Consider the following 19848-nt stretch of genomic DNA (forward strand, 5'->3'; position numbering starts at 1 on the left):
CGATCCTCCCAAAGGCGCCCTGTTATTCCCTGATCAGGCGCTCGCGGTTCTTTGCCTTGTCGAAATTCCTGGCGCGGTCAAGGCCGATCGGCGCGATCAGCTTCGCCGAGGCAAGATCAGCGCCCTCGAAATCGGCGTCAGTGACGGTGGCTCCGGTCAGGTCGGCGCCGCCGAGCTGAGCATTTTTGAGCGACGCGCCGGTCAGGTCGGCTCCCTTGAGGGAGGCAAATTCGAGATCGACGCGCGACAGGTCGGCATTGCGCGCGTTCAACCCTCCCAGATTGGCGGATCGAAGCACGGCGCGCATCAGCCCCATCGACTGGTTGCGCATATCGGCGCCAAGATGCGCGTCCGCAATCGAGGCGCCGATCAGGCTTGCGCCGGTGAGGTCGGCCGCGATGCGAGCACCGGTCAGGTCCGCGCCGTCCAGACGCGCGCGCGCCATCTGCGAGGCGAACAGATTGGCGCCCTTCAGGCTCGCGCCCGCGAGATCAGCGTCCAGCAGCCACGCCTGATCGAGGATCGCCTGATCAAGACGGGCACCGGCGAGTTTCGTCTTGTTGAGTCGTGCCGCACGGAGAATCGCCGTGGAAAGGTCGAGACCCGAGAGATCGAGCCCCGACAACCGCTTGCCGGTGAAATCGGCCGGCGCCCCGGCGCTGGCTTTGGCCAGGATGGCCTCGACCTCCTGCCGGCTCATTTCCGCGGAGACCATCGCGGGTGACGTGAGGTCGACGTCACGCATCATGTCCTGCGCGCTCGCCATGGTCGCGACCAGAGCGAGACCAAGCGTCATGAGGGCGACCATTCGCTTCATCATCGGGCTCCGCTACGGGCCCTGTTTAGCACGCGCTTTGCGTGGCTGCCTATGAGGCATCACGCCCGGCGTGTTCGCCGCCATGTTCGCCTTGGATTCTCGCCACGAGGTCCGCCCTGATCGCGGCGATCTCTGCGTCGCCGCGTGCGCCACGCGGGATGCTGATGGGCACTTCTGCCAGAATTCGCGCCGGCTGCGGCGACAGGAAGAACAAGCGGTCGCCGAGGCGGATCGCATCGTCGAGGCTGTGGGTGACGAGCAGGGTCATCATGGGGCGGCTTGCGACCAGCGTCGCGATCTCGTCGCGCAGGCGGCCGGCGAGCGCGTCGTCGAGCGAGGCGAGGGGCTCGTCGAGCACGAGCAGATCGGGCTCGACCGCGAAGGCGCGGGCCAGCGCGACGCGCCGGGCCAGACCCAGGGACAATTCGCCGGGAAAGTGGCTGCGATGCGCTTCCAGCTCCAGGATCCTGAACAGCTCCGACAGCTTCGCCTCGGAGATATCAGGAGCTGCAAGCCGCACATTCTGCTCGACCGAGCGCCACGGCAGCAGCCGCGGCTCCTGGAACACCATCCCGATCCGCGCTTCCGGTGGACGCGCGATGGTCCCGTGGAAATCGCGGTCGAGCCCGAGGATGATGCGCAGCATCGTGCTCTTGCCGCAGCCGGAGGGGCCGATCAAAACGCCGACCTCACCGGATTGAAGCGCGAAGCTGACCGGGGCCAGCACCTCGTGCGTTTCGCCCGCGGCACTCCTGAATGTCTTTCCGGAGATATCGACTTCAAGCCGCACGGGGCCGCCACCGTGTTGCGCGGGCTTCGAACGGCTGCACCAGCAAGGTTTCGATGACGAGCACGACGGCCGCGAAGGTGAGCGAATAGGCCAGCAGTCGCGGCGTGTCGAACAGCTGGAAGGCGACGCCGATCTCGAAGCCGACGCCGTTCGGCCGTCCCAGCAGCTCGGCCACCAGCACGATCTTCCACACCAGCGACAATCCGGAGCGGGCCGAGGCTGCGATATAGGGCGCAAGCTGCGGCAGCACGACATGGCGGAACGCGCGCCAGCGCGGCATCGCGAACACGGTGGCCATCTCGTCCAGCGAACGGTCGAGCGCGCGGGTGCCCTCGCGCAAGGTGACGATGGCGGTCGGCAGCTTGTTGATGGCGATTGCCGCGATCGCGGCCGCTTCGGTCAGGCCGGCCCAGATGTAGGCCAGCACGATCACGACCAGCGCCGGCAGGTTCAAGAGCAGGATCAGCCAGGGATCGCCGAGCCGGTCGGCGAGCTTCACCCGTCCCATCAAATAGCCGATGGCACTGCCGAGCGACATCGCCAGCACGAAGGCAAGCGCGACGCGCGCCAGCGTGGCGCCGAGATGCAGGAACAGGGCGCCGCTCGATGCTTCCGCGATGATGACGTTGAGCACGGCAGGCGGGGAGGGCAGCTTTGCGCCGCCGACGAACAGCGCCGCAATCCACCAGGTCGCGAGGAACAGGGAAAACGAGAGAAGACGCAGCACCTCAGTCTCCGGGGACTGCGTGATAGAAGGTGCCGGGATCGAGCTCGGCCGCCGGTCCGACCAGGTCGCGTCCGCCGATCTCGGCAAGCACGCGATAGAGCACGCGCGCATCCGCCTCCTCGTCCACGATGCTCCGGCGCGGAATGCCGTCGCGATAGCGGTCGCGGTAGGTCTTGAGGATGGCCGGATCGCTCGCGCCGGTGAGCGGCGCGATCTTGTCCCAGGCGGCGTCCGAGGTGACCAGCAGCTGCTTGGCCTTGCGGGTCATCGCAATGAAGCGCGCCACCGCATCGCGATGGCTTGCGGCCCAGCTCTCGTCGAAGACATAACCGACCGCGGATACCGCGCCTTTGGCCCCCAGCTTCGGCAAAATCTCCTCGATGCCGGCGAGGCGGCGAAAGCCCTTGGCCTCGAGCTGCGCACAGAAATTCCAGAAGTTGAGGCTCGCATCCATCTCGCCATCGAGCGCCTTGGCGGCGATCAAAGGCGGCGCGCCATAGACGATGCTCGCATCGGACTTCAGATCGATGCCGTCCTGCTTCATCCGCGCCTGCAGCAGCAGCCAGCTCTTGTCGATCGCGCCTCCGCCGACGCCGAGCTTGCGGCCCTTGAGGTCGGCGAGCGTCTTGAGCGGCGACGAGGCAGGCACCATCACCGCGCCGAGCGCGCTGGAATAGGGATAGAAGGTGAGCTTGGCGCCGAGCACGCGCTCGCGCGACACCCACAGCCAGTCCGACAGGATGATGTCGGCACTCCCGGCGCGCAGCGCGATCTTGCCGGCCTCGGGGCTCGCGAGCTCGGCGACGTCGAGCGACAGATCGGCTTCCTTGTCGAGCCCGCCGGCGCGGATCGCGGCCAGCTCCCAGGAGAATGTTCCAGTCTTCTGCACTGCAAGGCGGATCGTATCCGCGGCGCGGCCGGGGTCGGCCAGCGACAGCGCCAGCGTCATCGCGAGCGCCAATGTTCGTCCAGGCGCTCTCAAACCAAGTGCTCTCATCACCTTGTGAGCCGTTTCCTCGAAGGGAGTGCTTTTCATGACAATACGCATAGCATAGCTTTCGTCGCAACGAGTGGGAGGACGCTTATGAATCTGGCGGGACAGCTACGACCGATTGTCGCCGCATTGGCGGTGTGGGCTGCGACCGTCTACGCCGCGCGTGCCGAGGAAGCCAATGATTATCCGACCTCGGCGCGTGCCGAATACGTCTATGGCTGCATGAAGGCCAATGGCGAGAGCCGGCAGTCCATCGAGCAATGCTCCTGCTCGATCGACGTGGTGGCCTCGATCGTGTCCTATGACCGTTACGTCACCGCCGAGACGGCGCTGAGCATGTCCCAGGTGCGCGGCAATCTCGGCGTCCAGTTTCGTACGTCCGAGCAGGCGAATTCGGCGGTGAATGATCTCAGGCGCGCGCAGGCGGAAGCCGAGGTGAGGTGTTTCTAGCTGCCGCATAGACGGTGCGATCCCTTCTCCCCTTGCGGGAGAAGGTGGCGCGAAGCGCCGGATGAGGGGTATGCCTCCGCGAATACTATCGCAAGAGAGTAGCTCGCGGAGACAAATCCCTCACCCAAGCGAATTTCTGTCTACCAGCGGTGCTGCCCTCTCCCACAAGGGGCGAGGGCACAGTCATCCGCACCGCGTTTGACTTTGAAGGGGGAGGGAAGGCAGCGCCTCACGTCCCCGGCTTCTCCACATCCCATTCATTGCGGAACACATGCCCGTCCGTGTCCTTCGCCTCCGCACGGAAGCGCTTGGCGCCGTTGGACACATACGTGAAGCGCAGATTGGGATCTTCCGAGATCGAGATGCCGCCCTCCATCGACAGCACGGGGCTGTCGTCCTGCGTCAGCTTCAGCTGGTTGACGAAGAAGGCGGGGACGTAGAGCTGCGTGACCTGATCCATTTGCAGCCCGGAATTGTTGGGATGGCCGATCATGATCTGCGCCTCGCGGACGCGGCTCGCTGGTGCCTCCTCGCGCGCGAATTGCCGGTAGCGCATCTGGCCGAGCCGGTTCCTGGCTTCCTCGATGTTCTTTCCTGCCGGCGCCGAGCAGCCGCCTGAGGCCTTCACATAGGTCTTGGCGACGTAGAGCTGGCCGTCGCTGAGCTCGGCGACTGCGTGGACGTCGGTATAGTTGTTGACGCGCACGCGCGTGGAGATCTCGGTGACGTTGGCATCTGCGCCGAGCTCGAACTTCGCCGCCATTGGCGCGGGGTTGCGGTCGATCACCAGGGTGATCGAACGGATGCGACGGCTATCCGCAGGCGACAGCTTGCTGCGCAGGGTGACCGGCACGATCGCCGCGTCCTCGGCGCGATAGGGCATCTCGATGCCGATGACGTCGTTGCCGTCGTTGATCGGACGGTTGCTGAAGATGTCCTGCACCAGGCCCGGCCAGGGATCGTAAGCCTCCTCGGCGCTCGCCGGCACAGCGAAGGCGATGCCAAGCAATGCGGCGATCAGGGGCAGGCGGCGTGTGCATCCCGTCATGGTCGTGGTTCCGTGCGGACGAAGCAGTTTTCTCTGGGGCGGCGCAGCCGATCCCCCGTCCAGCGTAGCGCGTCCACTACTCCCATTCAATTTCCGAAAATGCTGCGGTTGCGTTGCGAGCATTGTAGTCGTCGAACAATTGCCAATGCGGCCGTTCCGATGCGGCCGCCTTGTCGGCGGCAGTCCGGATCGGCTCGCCCTTCTTGTTCGACGCCCGGACGTCCGCCAGCAGCGTCGTGAGATAACGCCGCTCGTCGCCGAGCGCGGCAGGCCAGTCGCTCACAGGCCCGTGACCCGGCACGACGCGCTGCGCCGGAATTTTATCGAGTTCCCCGAGCGTGCCGAGCCAGCCGCGGATGCTGCCGTCCATCACCGGAATATGGCGGAGGAAGACGAGATCGCCCGCGAACAGCGTCTTGCTGGTCTCGTCGAACACGGTCAGATCGTTGTCGCTGTGCGCCGCCGGCCAGGCCCGCAAGGTGAGGCGGCGCGACCCGAGATCGAGCGTGAGGGTATCAAAGACGAGCAGGGTGGGCGGCACGATCTTCACGGGATCGATCAGTTCGCTACCCATGATGCGTCTAAAATTGTCGAGATAATACGGCCCGCGCGTCGCCAGCGCCTGCGGCAGCTTGCTGTGGCCGACGAAGCTGGTTCCCTCTGCGGCAAAGGCCGCATTGCCGAAGACATGGTCGGGATGGCCATGGGTGTTGATGACGTAGCGGATCGGCTTGGATGTGCGAGCCCGCACCGCCGCCAGCAGCGCCTCGCCCTCACGCAGGCTGCCGCCGGTGTCGATCACCGCCACTGCGTCTTGGCCGACGATGAAGCCGACATTGGCGATGTCCCCTTCGTTCTCGCGGGTCATGAGGGCGGTGGTCCCGGAGTGAACGAAGATTCCCGGTGCGACTTCGCTCACAGGCAATTCGGCTGCCCCGGCGCGTGCTAGCGTTGCTGTCCCCAGCAGGGACAGGGCTGCGATCAAGGAAGCGATGCGAGACACTTTTCCGCCTCAGTTCAGATGGCTTGCCGCACTGCACTGCAACAAACCAAAGCCAACACAAAGTTTGGCAAAGAATGGCGCGTCATGCGTTGCATGGCTAGCATTCAAACAAACCGAGGAGGAAGCGCGATGACGGAGGCCGGGCGACATCGTCGCTGGTTGTTTTCACTGTGGGTCCTGGTGGCATCCTGCGCATTCGGCGACGTCGCCATTGCGCAAACCAGCGAGACCGGCGACCTCTCGTTCGAGCTGGTCGATCCAAAAGTGCTGCGCGTCTGTGCAGACCCGCGCAATCTGCCGTTCTCGAACGAGAAGGGCGAGGGGTTCGAGAACAAGCTCGCCGAGCTGCTCGCAGACAAGCTCCAGAAGAAGCTCGACTACGTCTTCTTTCCGCAGGCCACCGGCTTCGTGCGGACGACGCTGGGCGCGCATCGCTGCGACGTCATCATGGGATTTCCGCAAGGCGACGATCTCGTGCAGGGCACCAATCCCTATTATCGCACGTCATACGCGCTGGTCGCGAAAACAGGCAGCGGGCTCGAGGAAGTCGATACGCTCGAAGACCCGAAATTGAAAGGCAAGCATGTCGGCATCGTCGCCGGCACGCCGCCGGCCACCAACATGGCGATCGCCGGCCTGATGGGCGATGCAAAACCCTATCCCCTGATGATCGACACGCGCTTCGATAACTCCGCGCAGGCGATGGTCGACGACCTCGTCGCCGGCAAGATCGACGCAGGCGTGCTGTGGGGTCCGATGGCCGGGTATTATGCGAAGAAGGCTGGCTCGCTTCATGTCACGCCGCTGGTGAAGGAAACCTCGGGGCCAAAGCTGATCTATCGCATCGGCATGGGCGTGCGCCCCGCCGACCAGAACTGGAAGCGGCAGCTCAACAAGCTGATCCAGGAGAACCAGGGCGAGATCAACAAGATCCTGCTCGACTTCGGCGTACCGCTGCTCGACGAGAGCGATAAGCCGCTCGGCGCGGAGACGGCCAAGAAGACGCCATGAGGCGGCGCGTTGCCGCTGCGCTGGTTGCCGCCATTCTGGTGGCGCCGGCGTTGGCGCAGCAGCAGGAGCCGTTCGAGCCCGAGGGGTATCGCTCCGACAATTACCGCGCGCCGGTGCCGGCGACGCTCACTGGCGCGCGCGTGCTGACGACTGCGGAGGCCGAAGCAATCTGGCGTGCGAAGAGCGGCGCGTTCATCGACGTGCTGCCACGCGCGCCGAAGCCGAAGAACCTCCCCGAAGGCACCGTCTGGCGCGATATGCCGCGGAAAAACATTCCGGGCAGCACCTGGCTGCCGGACACCGGCTACGGCGTGCTGCCGCCCGCCATGGACGATTATTTCCAGCGCGGCCTCGCCCGCGCCGCGCGCGGCGACAAGGCTGCGCTGCTCGTGATCTATTGTCTAGCGGATTGCTGGATGTCCTGGAACGCCGCCAAGCGCGCCTTGGCCGACGGTTACGCCAACGTCGCCTGGTACCCCGACGGCACCGACGGCTGGGAGCGCGCAAACCTTCCGACCGAGGAGACGCGGCCGCAGCCGCGGCCAGAGCAGTAGCTGAGCGAGCGCAGGTGCGCTCCCTCGCCCCGCTTGCGGGGAGAGGGTTGGGGTGAGGGGGGACTCTCCGCGGGCGCGGTGTTGAAGATACGCGCTGCTTCCTCGTCGTCATTGCGAGCAGAGCGAAGCAATCCAGCGTCTTTCCGCGGAGGGATTGCTTCGCTACGCTCGCAATGACGGTGGGATGGAGCGTCGCGAATGTTGACCGGACGGACTCGCGGAGGCTCCCCCTCACCCGGAATCCGCGCTATGCGCGCATTCCGGCCTCTCCCCGCACGCGGGGAGAGGCAAAGATCCCGCCTACTGCTTCTGCAGCTTGGTCAGCGTGCCCGTGCCGTTGTTGTCGGTCGCGGAGTACGTCACCCTGTCGCCGGCATGGACGGCATCCAGCATCGCGGCGTCCTTGGCCTTGTACTCCTGAAGCGTGCCGGCGCCGCCTGCGCTGCCGCCGACCGTGCCCTTCTGTGTCTGCTGGATCGAGATCGTGCTGTTGAGCCGGTCGATTCTGGTGACCATCCCGGTCATGTCGTCAGCAAAAGCAGGGGACGCAAGCGTGCTGATGGCTGCAGCACATGCGAAGATGAATTTTGTTGTTCCCATCGAGGCCTCCCGACGTCTTGGAGTTCACGTCGACAAGCCATCCTAGAGCGATTTGGTTCCGGCTTATAGCGCGGCAAAGGGTAACGATTGATATCGCGGGAACTTTCCGAAAGTCGTCGTCAGCGAGGCTGACGCTATTCCATTTCCTGCTGGATCACGCGTCCGAGAGCGAACAGGCGCTGGTCAATCGCGGTCGGAACCTCGCAGACGAACCGCACCACCTTGTGGCGATCTTCGAAAATGCGGGTTTCCCAGATCAACTGGTTGCTGAGCGCATCGACCTTTGCGTCGTCGCGTGGTGTCGCGCTCTGGAGCGCCTGGAGCTGGATCGACTCCTCGCGGATCTTGTCGGCCGCCTCGCGCTGTTTGCGGCTGACGCGTTCGAGCCCGTTCATGACCTGCGAGCGCTGGGCGTTGAGCGTGTCGAACAAGCCGGCGAACAACAGCTTGGCGTTCGCCGTCTTGTCAGCGGCGGAGCCGGCCAAAAACTCCTTCACCGACTTCTCGGCCTCGTCCATCGGCGTCTTCCGCGCTGACAGTTTTGAGACCAGCGCGGTGACCTTTGCGTCGTCCTTCCATTTGGTCTCGGCGTCGTCGAGTGCGGGACCGGCCCAGACGGTGGCGAGCGAGATGTCCGGCACCTTGGCCTGCGTGCAAGGCCAGTTGGGATAGCGTGGATCGGCGGCGCACGCAGCCGTGCTCGCAACGGCGAGCGCAAAAGCGGCCATGGCCAGAACCTTCATCATTCGCCTCCCGCAGGGCCCCGTCGCGCCAGCCCACGCGAGGGATCATAGGCCAGAATCGCGCCGATCATGAAGACGATTGTGCAGGCCGCCACCACCGCCAGCGAGATCCAGTTGATTTGCCCGTAGAATGCAAAACGTATCAGCTCGACCGCATGGGTGAACGGGTTCACCTGGCAGAGATAGTAGAGATAGGGGCTCCCCTCCTGCACCCGCCAGAGCGGGTAGAGCGCGGAGGAGGCGAAGAACATCGGAAAGATTACGAAGTTCATTACGCCGGCGAAGCTTTCAAGCTGCTTGATGCCCGAGGAGATCAGCATGCCGAGCGAGCCCAGCATCAGTCCGGACAGGATCAGCGCCGGCAGCACGGTGAGATAGCCCAACGGCGGCGGGGTGATGTCCCAGAACCAGGCGATCAGCAGGAACGCATAGACCTGGAGCAGCGACACCGCGGTGCCCGCCAGCAGCTTGCAGAACAGGAGGAACCCGCGTGGCAGCGGGCTCACCAGCAGCGTCCGCATATTGCCCATCTCGCGGTCATAGACCATCGAGAGCGAGGACTGCATGCCGTTGAAGAGCTGGATCATCGCCATAAGCCCGGGCGCGATATAGACCTCGTAGAGGATGTAGGTCTCGTAAGGCGGGATGATCGAGATGCCGAGCACTTGGCGGAAGCCGGCGGCGAAGATGAACAGCCATACCAGGGGGCGCACCAGCGCCGAGACGAAGCGCTCGCGCTGATGCAGGAAGCGCAGGCCCTCGCGCCAGACGATGCCGGTGAGGCAGGTCATGTATTCCGCGGCCGAGAAACCGCGCGGTGTATCCCGCGTCGTGATGCTGCTCATGCGCCGCCCCCCGGCATCGTCTGCGCACCGGTCAGGCGCATGAAGGCGGTGTTGACGTCCTGTGCGCCGGCATCCGTGATGACGCGGCTCATCGGCCCCTGCGCCAGCACCTTGCCCTGGTGCAGCACCACGAGGTCGTCGCCGGCCATGATCTCGTCGAACAGATGCGTGGCCCAGAGCACGCCGATGCCTTGCTCGGTGACGAGCTGGCGGACATGGCTGATGATGTCGGCGCGCGCCTTGACGTCGAGGCCGACGGTCGGCTCGTCCAGCAGCAAGAGCCGCGGCCGGTGCAGCAGGGCGCGTGCGATCTCCAGCCGCCGCATCTGGCCGCCCGAGAGATCGCGCACCTTGCTGCCGGCACGCTCCGAGAGGCCGATGCGGCCGAGCAGCTCGCCGCTGCGCGCGGCCGCCTCGCGCCGGCTGATGCCGTGGAGTGCGGCGTGATAGAGCAGGTTCTGCGTCAGCGACAGGTCGAGATCGAGCGTGCGCGGCTGGAACACGACGCCGAGCAGCCGCAGCGCCTCGCCGGGGCTCTTGCTGATGTCGTGGCCGAAAATGCCGACGCGGCCGCTCTGGATGCCGAACAGGCGCGTGATCAGCGAGAACAGCGTACTCTTGCCCGCGCCGTTGAGCCCGAGCAGCGCAGTGAAGCTCGCAGGCTGCACATTGAAGGAGACGTCCATCAACGCCCGGCGCGGCCCATAGGAATGGCTGACGCCGTCGATCGACAGCGCCGGCACCGCGGCCGCTTCCAGCCTCGGCATCTCCTGCGGTTCGGCGATGGGAGCAGGGCTGGTCATGGCGAGATAGTAATGCCCCAGGGCAGTTCGCCCACCTGAATGGTCTTGATCACCTTTTGCGCGGCGACGTCGATGACCGAGACGTCGTTCGACACGCCGTTGGTGGTGAGCAGATATTTCTCGTCCGGCGTGAACGCCATGTGCCAGACACGCTGTCCCACCAGCAGGTATTTCGTCACCTTGCGCGAGGCGACGTCGACCACGGCGACGCGGTTGGCCGGGCCGAGCGCGACGAAGGCGGTCTTGTCGTCTTTGGTCATGCCGATGCCGACCGGCTGGATCGCCTCTTTCCGCAATCCCGGAATCTCGAACGTGACCTTGCCGGTCACCTCGTGCTTTTTGGGATCGATGATCGAGACCGTGCCGCCGATCTCCGAGGACACCCAGACTTCGGACGCGTCGTGCTTGAATTCGGCAAAGCGCGGCCGCGCGTCGACCAGCACGTTGGCGACGATCTGGCGCGACGAGGTGTCGATGAAATGCGCCATGTTAGTCGTCTCGGACGTGTTGATCAGCGTCTTGCCGTCGGGGCTGATGGTCATGCCCTCGGGCTCGACGCCGACCTGGATGTCGCCGAGCCGCGCACGCTTCTCCAGATCGATCACGGTCACCGTGTTGTCGTTCTCGTTGGCGACATAGAGGATTTTTCCGGCGGCATCCTGCGCGAACAATTCCGGGTCGGGCCCGGAGGGCAGGCTGTCCACGATCGCTTGCGTCTTCGCATCGATCATCTGGATGGTGTCGTCGTCGCCGACCGCGACCATCACGAACTTGCCGTCGCGCGTGAAGTCAATGCCGCGCGGGCGCTGGCCGACCTTGATGGTCTTGGTCACGGTCCAGCTGTCGGTGTCGATCACCGAGACCGTGTTGCTCTTCTCGTTCGAGACATAGGCGATGAACGCATGCGCGGGCGCGGCCGCAAGCGCCAGTCCGGACAGCAACCCCACACGCCACATGCGCAACATTCGCGTCCTCATTTCAGCTTGCATTTGCTCTCCGGGCGGTCATAGCCGAGTGTGTCGAGCTCGGAGACCTGGTGCAGAAATCCCTCCTGCGGCGATACCGACACCACCATCCGGCCGTCGACCAGCAGGATCGGCTGGCGCAGCTGCAGGTTCCAGTCGCGCAGGGTCAGTTTTGTGCCCTTGAACGCGGCAACCGAGAAGTCCGGCCCCTTGATGAAGTCGGTGACCTTCTTGACGTCGCCGGAATTGGTGCGCGAGGTGGCCTCGCCGATCATGCGCACGGCCGTCCAGGCCTGCATGTCGAGCGGAGTCATGCGCCGCGAGTTCAGCTTGATGAAGCGATTCTGCATCTGGATCGCGCCCCACTGGTCCTGCGATGCGTCCCAGCTGCGCGGCACGAGGCCGGCCGAGCCCGCGACGGGGCGCGGATCCCAGGTGCGATAGGGCAGATAGGCGCCGAACACTTCGCTCTCGTCGGCGGCGACCAGCACGTCATAGGCCGGCAACTGTTGCGTGAACACCGGCATCTGGCGCTGGATCAGCGTGACACCGCTATCGGTGCGGCGCGCGCCGCCCTTGTCCTCGAAGGTCTTCTCTTGCACGATCTTGGCGCCGAAGCGTGTGGCGGTACGCCGGAGCGCGTCTGCAAACAGCATGTCCTCGTCATGCGAGCCGACCACGAGCACCCAGCGCTTCCACTGCTTCCACACCAGGTATTGGCCGAGCGCATCGGCCAGCATCGCGCGCGTCGGTGCGGTGTGGATGACATTGGCGCGGCAATCGGCCTCGCGCAGGCGCTCGTCGATCGCGCCGGCGTTGAACAGCAGTGTGCCGCGCTCGCGCAGGGCATCCGAGACCTTCAACAGCGCGTCGGCCGGCAGGTCGGCGATGATGAAGCCGTTCTTCTCGGCGAGCGCAGCCGCAGCCTGGACCGGATCTTCGCCTTCCTTGATGCGGCGCTCCTCCAGCGCGAAACGCTGGTTGAGGAATTTTCCCGTGGTGTTGTTGTCCTCGATGGCGAGGCGCGCGCCAGCGACGCCGTCATTCTCCGCGGGCTGCTCGACCAGCGACAGCGTCGATCTGGTGCCGGCGACGCCGAGATAGCCGACACCGATCTGGACCGGGTCGGCCGCGAGCGCGCTCGTCGCGGCAAGACCCAGGCCGATCAGGCCGACCAACCATCGGATCATGTTTCCTCCAGATGTTCTCCCTGGCTTGACCGCCGGTGGAGAATTGTCTCTGCTAAAGCATGACCGATTTGGCCCGGCTTGCAACCCCGCATTTCGTCCCCGCGCGCGCGAGGCCGGGAATCACGATCATGCGAGCGCTGATATGTTTCGCAGCTTTGCTGTTGACGGGTTCGGTCGCGTTGGCCGATCCGCCCAAGCTCGCTGTGTTCGATTTCGAGCTGATCGACACCAGCCTTCCCGGCGAGTTCTACGGCTCCAGGCCGGAAGAGGCGCGGCTCGAGCGCATCAGCGACCAGCTGCGCAAGGAACTGGTGCTGTCAGGAAGGTTCCAGCTGCTCGACATCGCGCCGGTCAGGGATGCCGCCCGTCACGCCAATCTGCAGGCCTGCGGCGGCTGCGACCTCAAGCTTGCCGGGCAGCTCGGCGCCGACCTCGAGATCACCGGCATGGTGCAGAAGGTCTCGAACCTGATCATCAACCTCAATATCTATTTGCGCGACGTGAAGACCGGCAACATGATCACCGTCGCCAGCGCCGACATGCGCGGCAACACGGACGAATCGTGGTCGCGCACGATGAGCTACCTGATCCGCAATCGATTGCTGGCGCCGAATTACGGGAAGCCGGAGTAGATCTTCGCCTTTCCCCGCTAGCTCTGCTGCACCATCGCCCCTTGTGGGAGAGGGTGGCTTCGCGAAGCGAAGACGGGTGAGGGGTCTCTCTCCGCGAGTCTAACTTTCACTTGAAGCGCGGATAGAACCCCTCATCCGGCGCCATAGCCGAAGCTTTGCTTCGGCGTTCTTAAGAACGGCGGCCGTGGGCCGCCTATGCCACCTTCTCCCACAAGGGGAGAAGGAAGAAGTCATCACCCCTTCAATCTTTCCGCATGCCAGTGCAGATGATCGCCCATGAAGGTCGAGATGAAATAATAGCTGTGGTCATATCCCGCCTGCCGCCGCAGCGTCAGCGGGATGCCCGCCTTGGTGCAGGCGGCCTCGAGCAGCTCGGGCCTGAGCTGTTCTTTCAGGAAATTGTCGGCCTCGCCGACGTCGACGAGGAAGCCGGAATATTTCGCGCCGTCCTCGATCAGCGCCACGGTGTCGTGGTTGCGCCAGGTCTCCTTGTTCGGTCCGAGATAGCCGGTCAGCGCCTTGATGCCCCAGGGCACGAGCGAAGGCGCCACGATCGGCGCGAATGCGCTGGCGGCGCGATAGCGGTGCGGATTGCGCAGCGCGACCGTCAGCGCGCCGTGGCCGCCCATCGAATGGCCCATCACCGATTGCCGCTTGGCGTCGACCGGAAAATTCTCCGCCACGAGCTTTGGCAGCTCGTCGGTGACATAGCTCCACATGCGATAGTTGCGCGCAAACGGCTGTTGCGTCGCGTCGACATAGAAGCCGGCGCCGAGGCCGAAATCATAGGCATTGTTGGCATCGCCCGGCACGTCGGGCCCGCGCGGACTGGTGTCCGGCGCGACGAAGATCAGGCCGAGCTCGGCGCAGGCTTTGCGGAATTCGCCCTTTTCGGTGACATTGGCATGGGTGCAGGTGAGGCCGGAGAGATACCAGACCACGGGAAGCTTTGCGCCGGCGGCATGTGGGGGAACATAGACCGAGAACACCATGTCGGTTCCGGTCGCCTGGCTGGCATGGCGGTACACGCCCTGCACGCCGCCATAGGATGTGTTGGTCGAGACAGTCTGGATCGTCATGCCGTTATGCTCCGTGGCTTCTAACCACATCAAGATTGCAACGCTTGTGTGACCGAATTCGTGGCGGTGTATGCGTCAGGCGACGCCGCTGTCGATCGCCAGCCGCACCAGCTCGACCGAGGTCTTCACGCCGAGCTTCTGTCGCATGATCGAGGAGGTGTTGGCGACAGTCTTGTAGGACGACTGCACCAGCCACGCGATCTCGGACAGGCTCTTTCCGGCGCTGAGCAGCCGCAGGATTTCCATCTCGCGCGCGTTCAGCTTCGACAGCGGGCTTTGCGCCAGCGTCGGTCCTGCAAACGCGATGCTGCGCGCGATCGCGGTCGGCAGATAGGTGCCGCCGCCCCCGACGGCGCGGATCGCCTCGACGAGGTCGTCGGGGTCGCCGGTCTTGGAGACGTAGCCCTTGGCCCCGCACTCGATCGCGCGCGCGGCGAATGCAGGGTCGTCGTTCATGCTGAACATGATGATGCGGGCCTCGGGCGCGCGTTCGAGGATGCGGCGCGCGAGCTCGAAGCCGGAGACGGTCGGCAGGTTGATGTCGATGATGCAGAGGTCGGGGCGCTCGACAATGAAGACGCATTCGCCGTCCTCGGCGTCGGCGGCCTCCAAAATCTCGATCTCGCCCTCGTCGGCCAGCACGGCACGGCAGCCGGAGGCGACAATGGGATGATCGTCGACGATCAGAATGCGCATAGGCGTTCCCCGTGACAGCCTCGGCCTGCTTTTCCGCCGCATGATCCGAACAAGAACGCTGCGCGCGTCTCATGTCGCCTCATGCAACCCGGCCGGGATTGCTGTACGCTTTCGATTAGATATCGGGCGCTTCGCCTCTGTCAACGTCATCGGACAGGCGCGGGCCAACCTTCGCGAGGCACGGGCGGCACCAATGTGGCAAAATCTATCGTTGCGCGCGCGCATCAACCTTCTGCTGGCGCTGCTGCTGGCGCTGGGGCTCGCCGTCAATATCGGCCGCCAGGTGGCGGAAGCCGGGCCGCGCGTGCAGGCCGAGGACCAGAGCGTGATCCGGCTTGCGCGCGAATTCATCGAGATGATCGTTGCGGATCTGAACGAGGCGCCCGATCCGGATGCCAGGCTGAACCAGATCGCACGCGATCTGAGCCGCCTGCGCCATGTCAGCATCGCGCTTCAGGACGCCGGCGGTAACCCGCTGACGCCGCCCCGGCCTGCCGATGACGACGCGCGCGGACCGCCGGCCTGGTTCGTCAGCCTGGTTCATCCCGAGCAGACCACGGTGAGCGTGCCGGTCTCGGTCCATGGCAAGCCGGGCTCGCTGGTGATCACCGCGCATCCCGACGACGAGATCGCCGAGATCTGGGACGCCATCGTGACCCAGCTCGAGGTCGGCTCGGTGATCGCGCTCGCGCTGTTCCTGGTGATGATGACGGTGGTCGGCCGCGCGCTCGCGCCGCTGCAGTCGTTGGCGCAGACGATGACCGCGATCGAGGGTGCGCATTATGACGCGCGCGCCACGCCGGGCGGTGCGCCCGAGCTGGCCGCGATCTGCGGCAAGCTCAATCATCTCGCGGCGGCGCTCGGCGAGGCGGTGGAGGAAAAGCGGCTCCTGGCCGAGCGCGCGGTGTCGCTCCAGGACGTCGAGCGCAAGGAGATCGCGCGCGAGCTGCATGACGAATTCGGGCCGTATCTGTTCTCGCTGCGCGCGCATGCGAGCGCGCTGGCGAAGCTCGCGGACGGGCGCGCGCCGAATGCCGACTCGGTCCGAAAGCACGGCAGCGCGTTGCTGGAACAGATCAACCAGCTCCAGCAGTTCACGCGCCGCGTGCTGGAGCGGCTCCGGCCCGTCGGCCTTGCCGAGCTCGGCCTGCGCCAGGCGCTGGAATCGCTCTCGCGGCTGTGGCGGGAGGCGCATCCCGACGTCGCGATCGAAACCGTGATCTCCGCCACGCTCGGGGTCACCGGCGAGACGGCCGACCTCACCATCTACCGCATCGTGCAGGAGGCGCTCACCAACGTGTTCCGCCACGCCGGCGCGACTTCGGTCAATGTCGTGATCGAGCCCGTGGAGCAGGCCGGCGGCCGCGGCTACGCGCGCGTGCGGGTCAGCGACAACGGCCGTGGCATGGAGCCGGGCCAGAAGCTCGGCTTCGGCCTCGTCGGCATGCGCGAGCGCATTCTGGCGCTGGGCGGCACGCTCAACGTCGTCTCTGGCGACGGCGGCTTGACCGTGGAGGCGCTGGTTCCGACGGCGGCGTCCTGATTGTATCGGGAAAAATTCCCGATTTGGTCGGGAAAACGGGTGCGGATAGTGCCAGACCTTTTGTGGCTGGCGGACTCACTGCCGCCGAATACACTCATCTCAACCAAACGGCGAAAATCAAAACAGCCGGTGGTCACGGATGGGAAGGCAGGGATGGGCAAGCCTCTTTGGTTCAAGCGTCGTTTGTTGATAGCCTCGGTGTCGACGGGGCTGGTGTCGGGCTTGGTCCTTGCAGGCCCCGCCGCAGCCGCGCAGGATGAGGAAACCAACGTCCAGAATCTGCCGGCGGTCGAGATCACGGCACCACCGCCGTCGGCCGTGAGGCGCAGTGCGCCAACGCGGCCGGTCGCACGGGTAGGGGCGCCGGCGTCCGCCGCTCCGAAGACACGCCTTTACGTCTACCCGACCTCACCGGGCACCGGCCGAGGTCTCGATGTCGACAAGGTGCCGTCCGCGATCAATGCGGTTGATGCCAGCCAGATCAGGCGTACCGCCTCGCCAGATATCGCCGTTGCCCTGCAGCAGTACGTGCCTGGTCTCAGCATCAATGAAGTGACCGGCAATCCATTCCAGCCCGATGTGCAGTTTCGCGGCTTCGTCGCTTCACCTCTGGCCGGCACGCCGCAGGGCCTCGCCGTCTACCAGAACGGCGTACGCATCAACGAGGCGTTTTCCGACACTGTTAATTGGGATCTGATCCCGACGGCCGCGATCCGATCGGCGCTGGTCGTAACTAACAATCCGGCATACGGCCTTAACGCGCTCGGCGGCGCCATCGATCTGCAGATGAAGAACGGCTTCAACTATCAAGGGGCCGAGATCGATATTATGGGCGGCTCATTCGGCCGCATCCAGGGCTCCGCACAATGGGGCAAGCAGGTCGACAATAATTGGTCGGTCTACGGAGCGCTCGAAGGCGTTCACGACAATGGTTTCCGCAATTTCTCGCAATCGGATGTCCGGCGCTTCTATGGCGATGTCGGGTATCGCTTCGAAGGCAACGAGTTTCACCTCAATGGCGGCGTCGCCAACAATTCCCTGGCAGGACCCAGCACTGTTCCGGCCGAATTGCTCCAGCAATATTGGGGGGCGACCTACACAACGCCGCAAACCATCTCCAACAAGGTCGGCTATCTCAACCTGACCGGCAAGGTGGAGGCGACGCCGACCTGGACCTTTGAGGGCACGGCGCATGTGCGGAGCTTCAAACAGAGCACCGTGGACGGAAACCCGACCGACGCCCAGGCATGTGCCGATCCAACGCTCCTGTGCTTTGGCAATGATACGGTCCCGGCTTTTGGCCTGAATGGCGTTCAGCTCGCCAATACCTTTGCGCCAGACGCCATCCTCAGCGAGATCGATCGCACCAGCACGAAATCGACCACATTTGGCGTATCCGGTCAGGCAACCAACACCGACCAGCTGTTCGGTCATGAGAACCGCTTCGTAGTTGGCGCGAGCTATGATGTCAGCAGCACGCGCTTCACCGGCAGCGCTGAATTGGGAACCATAGGCACGAACTATGTCGTTACGGGCAGCGGCATATTCCTGGGTCCCTCCGGTGACCCGACATCGGTTGGTCCCGTGTCGCTTCGTACCGTCAACCAATATCACGGGCTCTATGCGCTCGACACGTTCAACGTGGACGATCGCTTTGCGGTGACGGCAGGCGGTCGATTCAATGCGGCCCGTGTTACGCTGATGGACCAACTCGGCACCGCGCTCAATGGCGATCATACCTATGATCGATTCAATCCGATCATCGGTGGCACCTACAAGATCACGTCTGAAGTGACCGCCTATGCGGGCTATTCCGAAGCCAACCGGGTGCCGACACCACTCGAACTCGGCTGCGCCGATCCGGCGAGGCCATGCATCATCGGGCAGTTCCTGATCGCTGACCCCCCACTGCAGCAAGTCGTATCCAAGACCTTCGAAGCGGGCTTCCGTGGTACCAAGGAATTGAACATCGGCTCCCTAGGCTGGAAAATCGGTGCCTACCGTGCCACCAACTACGACGACATCCTCGCGACCCCGATTCCCGGCCTGACGGGCTTCGGCTTTTTCCAGAACGTCGGCCGGACACGCAGGCAGGGTGTCGAAGCCGAGGTGAGCCTGAAGTCGAATGTCCTTCAGTTCCAGGCGAGCTATGCGTTCCTGGACGCGCGCTTCCTCGACGCGCTGACGCTTGGATCAGAGAGCCCGTTCGCCGACGCCGGCAACATCCAGGTCTTGCCGGGCAATCACATTCCGCGCCTCCCTAGCCACCTTATTAAGGCAAGCATCGAATATGCGGTTACCGATGTCTGGAAGGTCGGGGGTGACGCGCTCTTTGTCTCGAGCCAGTATTTCGTCGGCGACGAGTCCAACCAGTTTCCGAAGCTGCCGTCCTACGCGGTGTTCAAACTCCACACCTCCTACCAGATCACCAAGAACTTGCAGATTTACGGTCGCGTCGCCAACATCTTCGACAACCGCTACTCGACCCTTGGCACCTTCTTCGATAGGGAAGCCTTGCCCAACTTCACCAATGGCGGTGCGGAATTTAATGACCCGCGATCGCTGAGCCCGGCAAGGCCCCGTGCGTTCTATGCGGGCATGCGGATGACGTTCTGAGTTCGACACGCAAGCCCGGCCGCCTCTGGAGGGCGAAAGACATTATCATCTTTACTCCACCCAGCCTCGGGCGAGGATCGCGGCTTGCTGCAAGGAAATGCGCCGGACCAGCGGGTCTGCATGGCGGTGCACCAGCTGCCAATCCGTGCTGTCCTTGCGATAGATTTCCGTGACGCGCAGCGACCAGTCCTGGGCAGGCAAGCCGCCGACCTCCGCGCTCTGGCGTTCGATCATGACGAGAGCGATGAGCCCGTTCGACGCATAGATCTGCAAGACCTCCAGCTCGGTCTCACCGTTCCTGAAATATTGCGCCAGGTCGGCCAGCCGCTTTGGACTGCTGTCGAATCCGAAACTCGCAGGGCCTCCGAAAGGTTGCATCAGTGTGAAATCCGGCGCAATGCGGACAAGCTGGGACCAACGGTCCATATCTCCACGCATGAAGGCCGCATTCTTCTCCCCGGCGCGCTGGATGATGCTGGCTAGCGCGGCGTCCCCGGCGGTTGCATTGCATGGAAGCTGACCGGAAGCAGGAATTGCCGCCGCCGCCATCATCATCATCGAGCGCCTCGACATTCTGTGCGGCGAGTCCTGGTTGTCCGGCGAGCCATGGCCTTTGCTCACCCCTTTCGACCTTCTGATCATTTCGAGGCTCCTGATTGCACGATCTACGCATTCCATAGGGGCCTTGATCTCAATGAATCCAGCGATATGATTTCATCAACATGCTGAACCAAATTGATCT

Annotated in this window: 21 protein-coding genes; 6 read left to right on the plus strand and 15 right to left on the minus strand. The window is 64.3% G+C overall.

Annotated features, from left to right (window positions below; all coding sequences use genetic code 11):
* Positions 1 to 22: 22 nt before the first annotated feature.
* The 4 genes from HAP41_RS14990 to HAP41_RS15005 are packed head-to-tail and all read right to left on the minus strand — an operon-like array spanning position 23 to position 3283.
* Positions 23 to 820, minus strand: a complete 798-nt coding sequence (locus HAP41_RS14990; RefSeq protein WP_166100486.1) for a pentapeptide repeat-containing protein — start codon at positions 818 to 820, stop codon at positions 23 to 25.
* A 46-nt stretch (positions 821 to 866) separates the two neighbouring features.
* Positions 867 to 1607, minus strand: coding sequence for an ABC transporter ATP-binding protein (locus HAP41_RS14995; RefSeq protein ID WP_063981989.1), 741 nt, complete (start codon positions 1605 to 1607; stop codon positions 867 to 869).
* Entirely contained in the window at positions 1597 to 2334 is a 738-nt protein-coding gene (locus tag HAP41_RS15000; RefSeq protein ID WP_038957639.1) for an ABC transporter permease, read from the minus strand. The genes HAP41_RS14995 and HAP41_RS15000 overlap by 11 nt, the downstream gene beginning before the upstream one ends.
* Position 2335: 1 nt before the next feature.
* Complete coding sequence (locus HAP41_RS15005) at positions 2336 to 3283, minus strand: ABC transporter substrate-binding protein (RefSeq protein ID WP_166105996.1); 948 nt, start codon at positions 3281 to 3283, stop codon at positions 2336 to 2338.
* 135 nt (positions 3284 to 3418) lie between these two features.
* Between HAP41_RS15005 and HAP41_RS15010 the strand changes: the two genes are divergently transcribed.
* A complete protein-coding gene (locus HAP41_RS15010) occupies positions 3419 to 3778 on the plus strand; it encodes a hypothetical protein (RefSeq protein WP_014493633.1) in 360 nt (119 codons plus the stop codon).
* Positions 3779 to 4007: 229 nt separating this feature from the next.
* On the opposite strand, the gene HAP41_RS15015 is transcribed toward HAP41_RS15010, so the two are convergent.
* Together HAP41_RS15015 and HAP41_RS15020 are read right to left on the minus strand one after the other, a co-directional pair.
* Positions 4008 to 4826, minus strand: a complete 819-nt coding sequence (locus HAP41_RS15015; protein ID WP_071911687.1) for a quinoprotein dehydrogenase-associated SoxYZ-like carrier — start codon at positions 4824 to 4826, stop codon at positions 4008 to 4010.
* Between the two features lie 76 nt (positions 4827 to 4902).
* Positions 4903 to 5829, minus strand: coding sequence for a quinoprotein relay system zinc metallohydrolase 2 (locus HAP41_RS15020; protein ID WP_166100483.1), 927 nt, complete (start codon positions 5827 to 5829; stop codon positions 4903 to 4905).
* 129 nt (positions 5830 to 5958) lie between these two features.
* Between HAP41_RS15020 and HAP41_RS15025 the strand changes: the two genes are divergently transcribed.
* Complete coding sequence (locus HAP41_RS15025) at positions 5959 to 6840, plus strand: substrate-binding domain-containing protein (protein ID WP_166100480.1); 882 nt, start codon at positions 5959 to 5961, stop codon at positions 6838 to 6840.
* The gene (locus HAP41_RS15030) at positions 6837 to 7394 is read left to right on the plus strand and encodes a PQQ-dependent catabolism-associated CXXCW motif protein (protein ID WP_166100475.1); all 558 of its coding nucleotides are present in this window, start codon (positions 6837 to 6839) and stop codon (positions 7392 to 7394) included. Before HAP41_RS15025 ends, HAP41_RS15030 begins: the two co-directional genes overlap by 4 nt.
* Positions 7395 to 7694: 300 nt before the next feature.
* Here the strand turns inward: HAP41_RS15030 and HAP41_RS15035 are convergent, their stop codons facing one another.
* The 6 genes from HAP41_RS15035 to HAP41_RS15060 all read right to left on the minus strand — a co-directional run bounded on the left by HAP41_RS15035 (position 7695) and on the right by HAP41_RS15060 (position 12540).
* Positions 7695 to 7994 (minus strand): copper-binding protein, encoded by a 300-nt coding sequence (locus HAP41_RS15035; RefSeq protein WP_063981995.1) that lies wholly within the window; start codon positions 7992 to 7994, stop codon positions 7695 to 7697.
* Positions 7995 to 8128: 134 nt separating this feature from the next.
* Positions 8129 to 8737: a hypothetical protein gene (locus HAP41_RS15040; protein ID WP_166100472.1), complete on the minus strand. Its 609-nt coding sequence runs from the start codon at positions 8735 to 8737 to the stop codon at positions 8129 to 8131.
* Positions 8737 to 9582, minus strand: a complete 846-nt coding sequence (locus HAP41_RS15045) for an ABC transporter permease (RefSeq protein WP_166100469.1) — start codon at positions 9580 to 9582, stop codon at positions 8737 to 8739. The genes HAP41_RS15040 and HAP41_RS15045 overlap by 1 nt, the downstream gene beginning before the upstream one ends.
* Entirely contained in the window at positions 9579 to 10385 is an 807-nt protein-coding gene (locus tag HAP41_RS15050; protein WP_166100466.1) for an ABC transporter ATP-binding protein, read from the minus strand. The genes HAP41_RS15045 and HAP41_RS15050 overlap by 4 nt, the downstream gene beginning before the upstream one ends.
* A complete protein-coding gene (locus HAP41_RS15055; RefSeq protein ID WP_166100463.1) occupies positions 10382 to 11350 on the minus strand; it encodes a YVTN family beta-propeller repeat protein in 969 nt (322 codons plus the stop codon). The genes HAP41_RS15050 and HAP41_RS15055 overlap by 4 nt, the downstream gene beginning before the upstream one ends.
* Positions 11351 to 11358: 8 nt before the next feature.
* A complete protein-coding gene (locus HAP41_RS15060) occupies positions 11359 to 12540 on the minus strand; it encodes an ABC transporter substrate-binding protein (protein WP_166100456.1) in 1182 nt (393 codons plus the stop codon).
* Positions 12541 to 12599: 59 nt separating this feature from the next.
* Between HAP41_RS15060 and HAP41_RS15065 the strand changes: the two genes are divergently transcribed.
* On the plus strand, positions 12600 to 13172 hold the full coding sequence (locus HAP41_RS15065; protein WP_175618123.1) for a DUF3280 domain-containing protein: 573 nt from the start codon (positions 12600 to 12602) through the stop codon (positions 13170 to 13172).
* A 233-nt stretch (positions 13173 to 13405) separates the two neighbouring features.
* On the opposite strand, the gene fghA is transcribed toward HAP41_RS15065, so the two are convergent.
* Both fghA and HAP41_RS15075 read right to left on the minus strand, forming a co-directional pair.
* A complete protein-coding gene (gene fghA, locus HAP41_RS15070) occupies positions 13406 to 14251 on the minus strand; it encodes an S-formylglutathione hydrolase (protein ID WP_166100448.1) in 846 nt (281 codons plus the stop codon).
* A gap of 75 nt (positions 14252 to 14326) precedes the next feature.
* Entirely contained in the window at positions 14327 to 14947 is a 621-nt protein-coding gene (locus HAP41_RS15075) for a response regulator (RefSeq protein WP_014493646.1), read from the minus strand.
* Between the two features lie 193 nt (positions 14948 to 15140).
* Here HAP41_RS15075 and HAP41_RS15080 point away from each other — a divergent pair, with 193 nt between their 5' ends.
* Both HAP41_RS15080 and HAP41_RS15085 read left to right on the plus strand, forming a co-directional pair.
* Positions 15141 to 16490: a histidine kinase gene (locus tag HAP41_RS15080; protein ID WP_166100441.1), complete on the plus strand. Its 1350-nt coding sequence runs from the start codon at positions 15141 to 15143 to the stop codon at positions 16488 to 16490.
* Positions 16491 to 16643: 153 nt separating this feature from the next.
* Positions 16644 to 19106: a TonB-dependent receptor gene (locus tag HAP41_RS15085; protein ID WP_175618122.1), complete on the plus strand. Its 2463-nt coding sequence runs from the start codon at positions 16644 to 16646 to the stop codon at positions 19104 to 19106.
* A gap of 51 nt (positions 19107 to 19157) precedes the next feature.
* Here HAP41_RS15085 and HAP41_RS15090 read toward each other — a convergent pair whose 3' ends face one another.
* Positions 19158 to 19748, minus strand: coding sequence for a YybH family protein (locus HAP41_RS15090; protein ID WP_166100438.1), 591 nt, complete (start codon positions 19746 to 19748; stop codon positions 19158 to 19160).
* Positions 19749 to 19848 lie beyond the last annotated feature (100 nt).

It is taken from the genome of Bradyrhizobium barranii subsp. apii, from assembly GCF_011516635.5.
GTDB classification, from domain to species: Bacteria; Pseudomonadota; Alphaproteobacteria; order Rhizobiales; family Xanthobacteraceae; genus Bradyrhizobium; species Bradyrhizobium barranii.

Bases quoted from the DNA above. Each gene is read 5' to 3' on its own strand.
- HAP41_RS15025 (WP_166100480.1), top strand. From the start codon at position 5,959: ATGACGGAGGCCGGGCGACATCGTCGCTGGTTGTTTTCACTGTGGGTC.
- HAP41_RS15035 (WP_063981995.1), bottom strand. From the start codon at position 7,994: ATGGGAACAACAAAATTCATCTTCGCATGTGCTGCAGCCATCAGCACG.
- HAP41_RS15085 (WP_175618122.1), top strand. From the start codon at position 16,644: ATGGGCAAGCCTCTTTGGTTCAAGCGTCGTTTGTTGATAGCCTCGGTG.
- HAP41_RS15065 (WP_175618123.1), top strand. From the start codon at position 12,600: ATGACCGATTTGGCCCGGCTTGCAACCCCGCATTTCGTCCCCGCGCGC.
- HAP41_RS15045 (WP_166100469.1), bottom strand. From the start codon at position 9,582: ATGAGCAGCATCACGACGCGGGATACACCGCGCGGTTTCTCGGCCGCG.
- HAP41_RS15090 (WP_166100438.1), bottom strand. From the start codon at position 19,748: ATGATCAGAAGGTCGAAAGGGGTGAGCAAAGGCCATGGCTCGCCGGAC.
- HAP41_RS15030 (WP_166100475.1), top strand. From the start codon at position 6,837: ATGAGGCGGCGCGTTGCCGCTGCGCTGGTTGCCGCCATTCTGGTGGCG.
- HAP41_RS14990 (WP_166100486.1), bottom strand. From the start codon at position 820: ATGATGAAGCGAATGGTCGCCCTCATGACGCTTGGTCTCGCTCTGGTC.
- HAP41_RS15040 (WP_166100472.1), bottom strand. From the start codon at position 8,737: ATGAAGGTTCTGGCCATGGCCGCTTTTGCGCTCGCCGTTGCGAGCACG.
- HAP41_RS15010 (WP_014493633.1), top strand. From the start codon at position 3,419: ATGAATCTGGCGGGACAGCTACGACCGATTGTCGCCGCATTGGCGGTG.
- fghA (WP_166100448.1), bottom strand. From the start codon at position 14,251: ATGACGATCCAGACTGTCTCGACCAACACATCCTATGGCGGCGTGCAG.
- HAP41_RS15080 (WP_166100441.1), top strand. From the start codon at position 15,141: ATGTGGCAAAATCTATCGTTGCGCGCGCGCATCAACCTTCTGCTGGCG.
- HAP41_RS15005 (WP_166105996.1), bottom strand. From the start codon at position 3,283: ATGACGCTGGCGCTGTCGCTGGCCGACCCCGGCCGCGCCGCGGATACG.
- HAP41_RS15060 (WP_166100456.1), bottom strand. From the start codon at position 12,540: ATGATCCGATGGTTGGTCGGCCTGATCGGCCTGGGTCTTGCCGCGACG.
- HAP41_RS15050 (WP_166100466.1), bottom strand. From the start codon at position 10,385: ATGACCAGCCCTGCTCCCATCGCCGAACCGCAGGAGATGCCGAGGCTG.
- HAP41_RS15055 (WP_166100463.1), bottom strand. From the start codon at position 11,350: ATGTTGCGCATGTGGCGTGTGGGGTTGCTGTCCGGACTGGCGCTTGCG.
- HAP41_RS15015 (WP_071911687.1), bottom strand. From the start codon at position 4,826: ATGACGGGATGCACACGCCGCCTGCCCCTGATCGCCGCATTGCTTGGC.
- HAP41_RS15075 (WP_014493646.1), bottom strand. From the start codon at position 14,947: ATGCGCATTCTGATCGTCGACGATCATCCCATTGTCGCCTCCGGCTGC.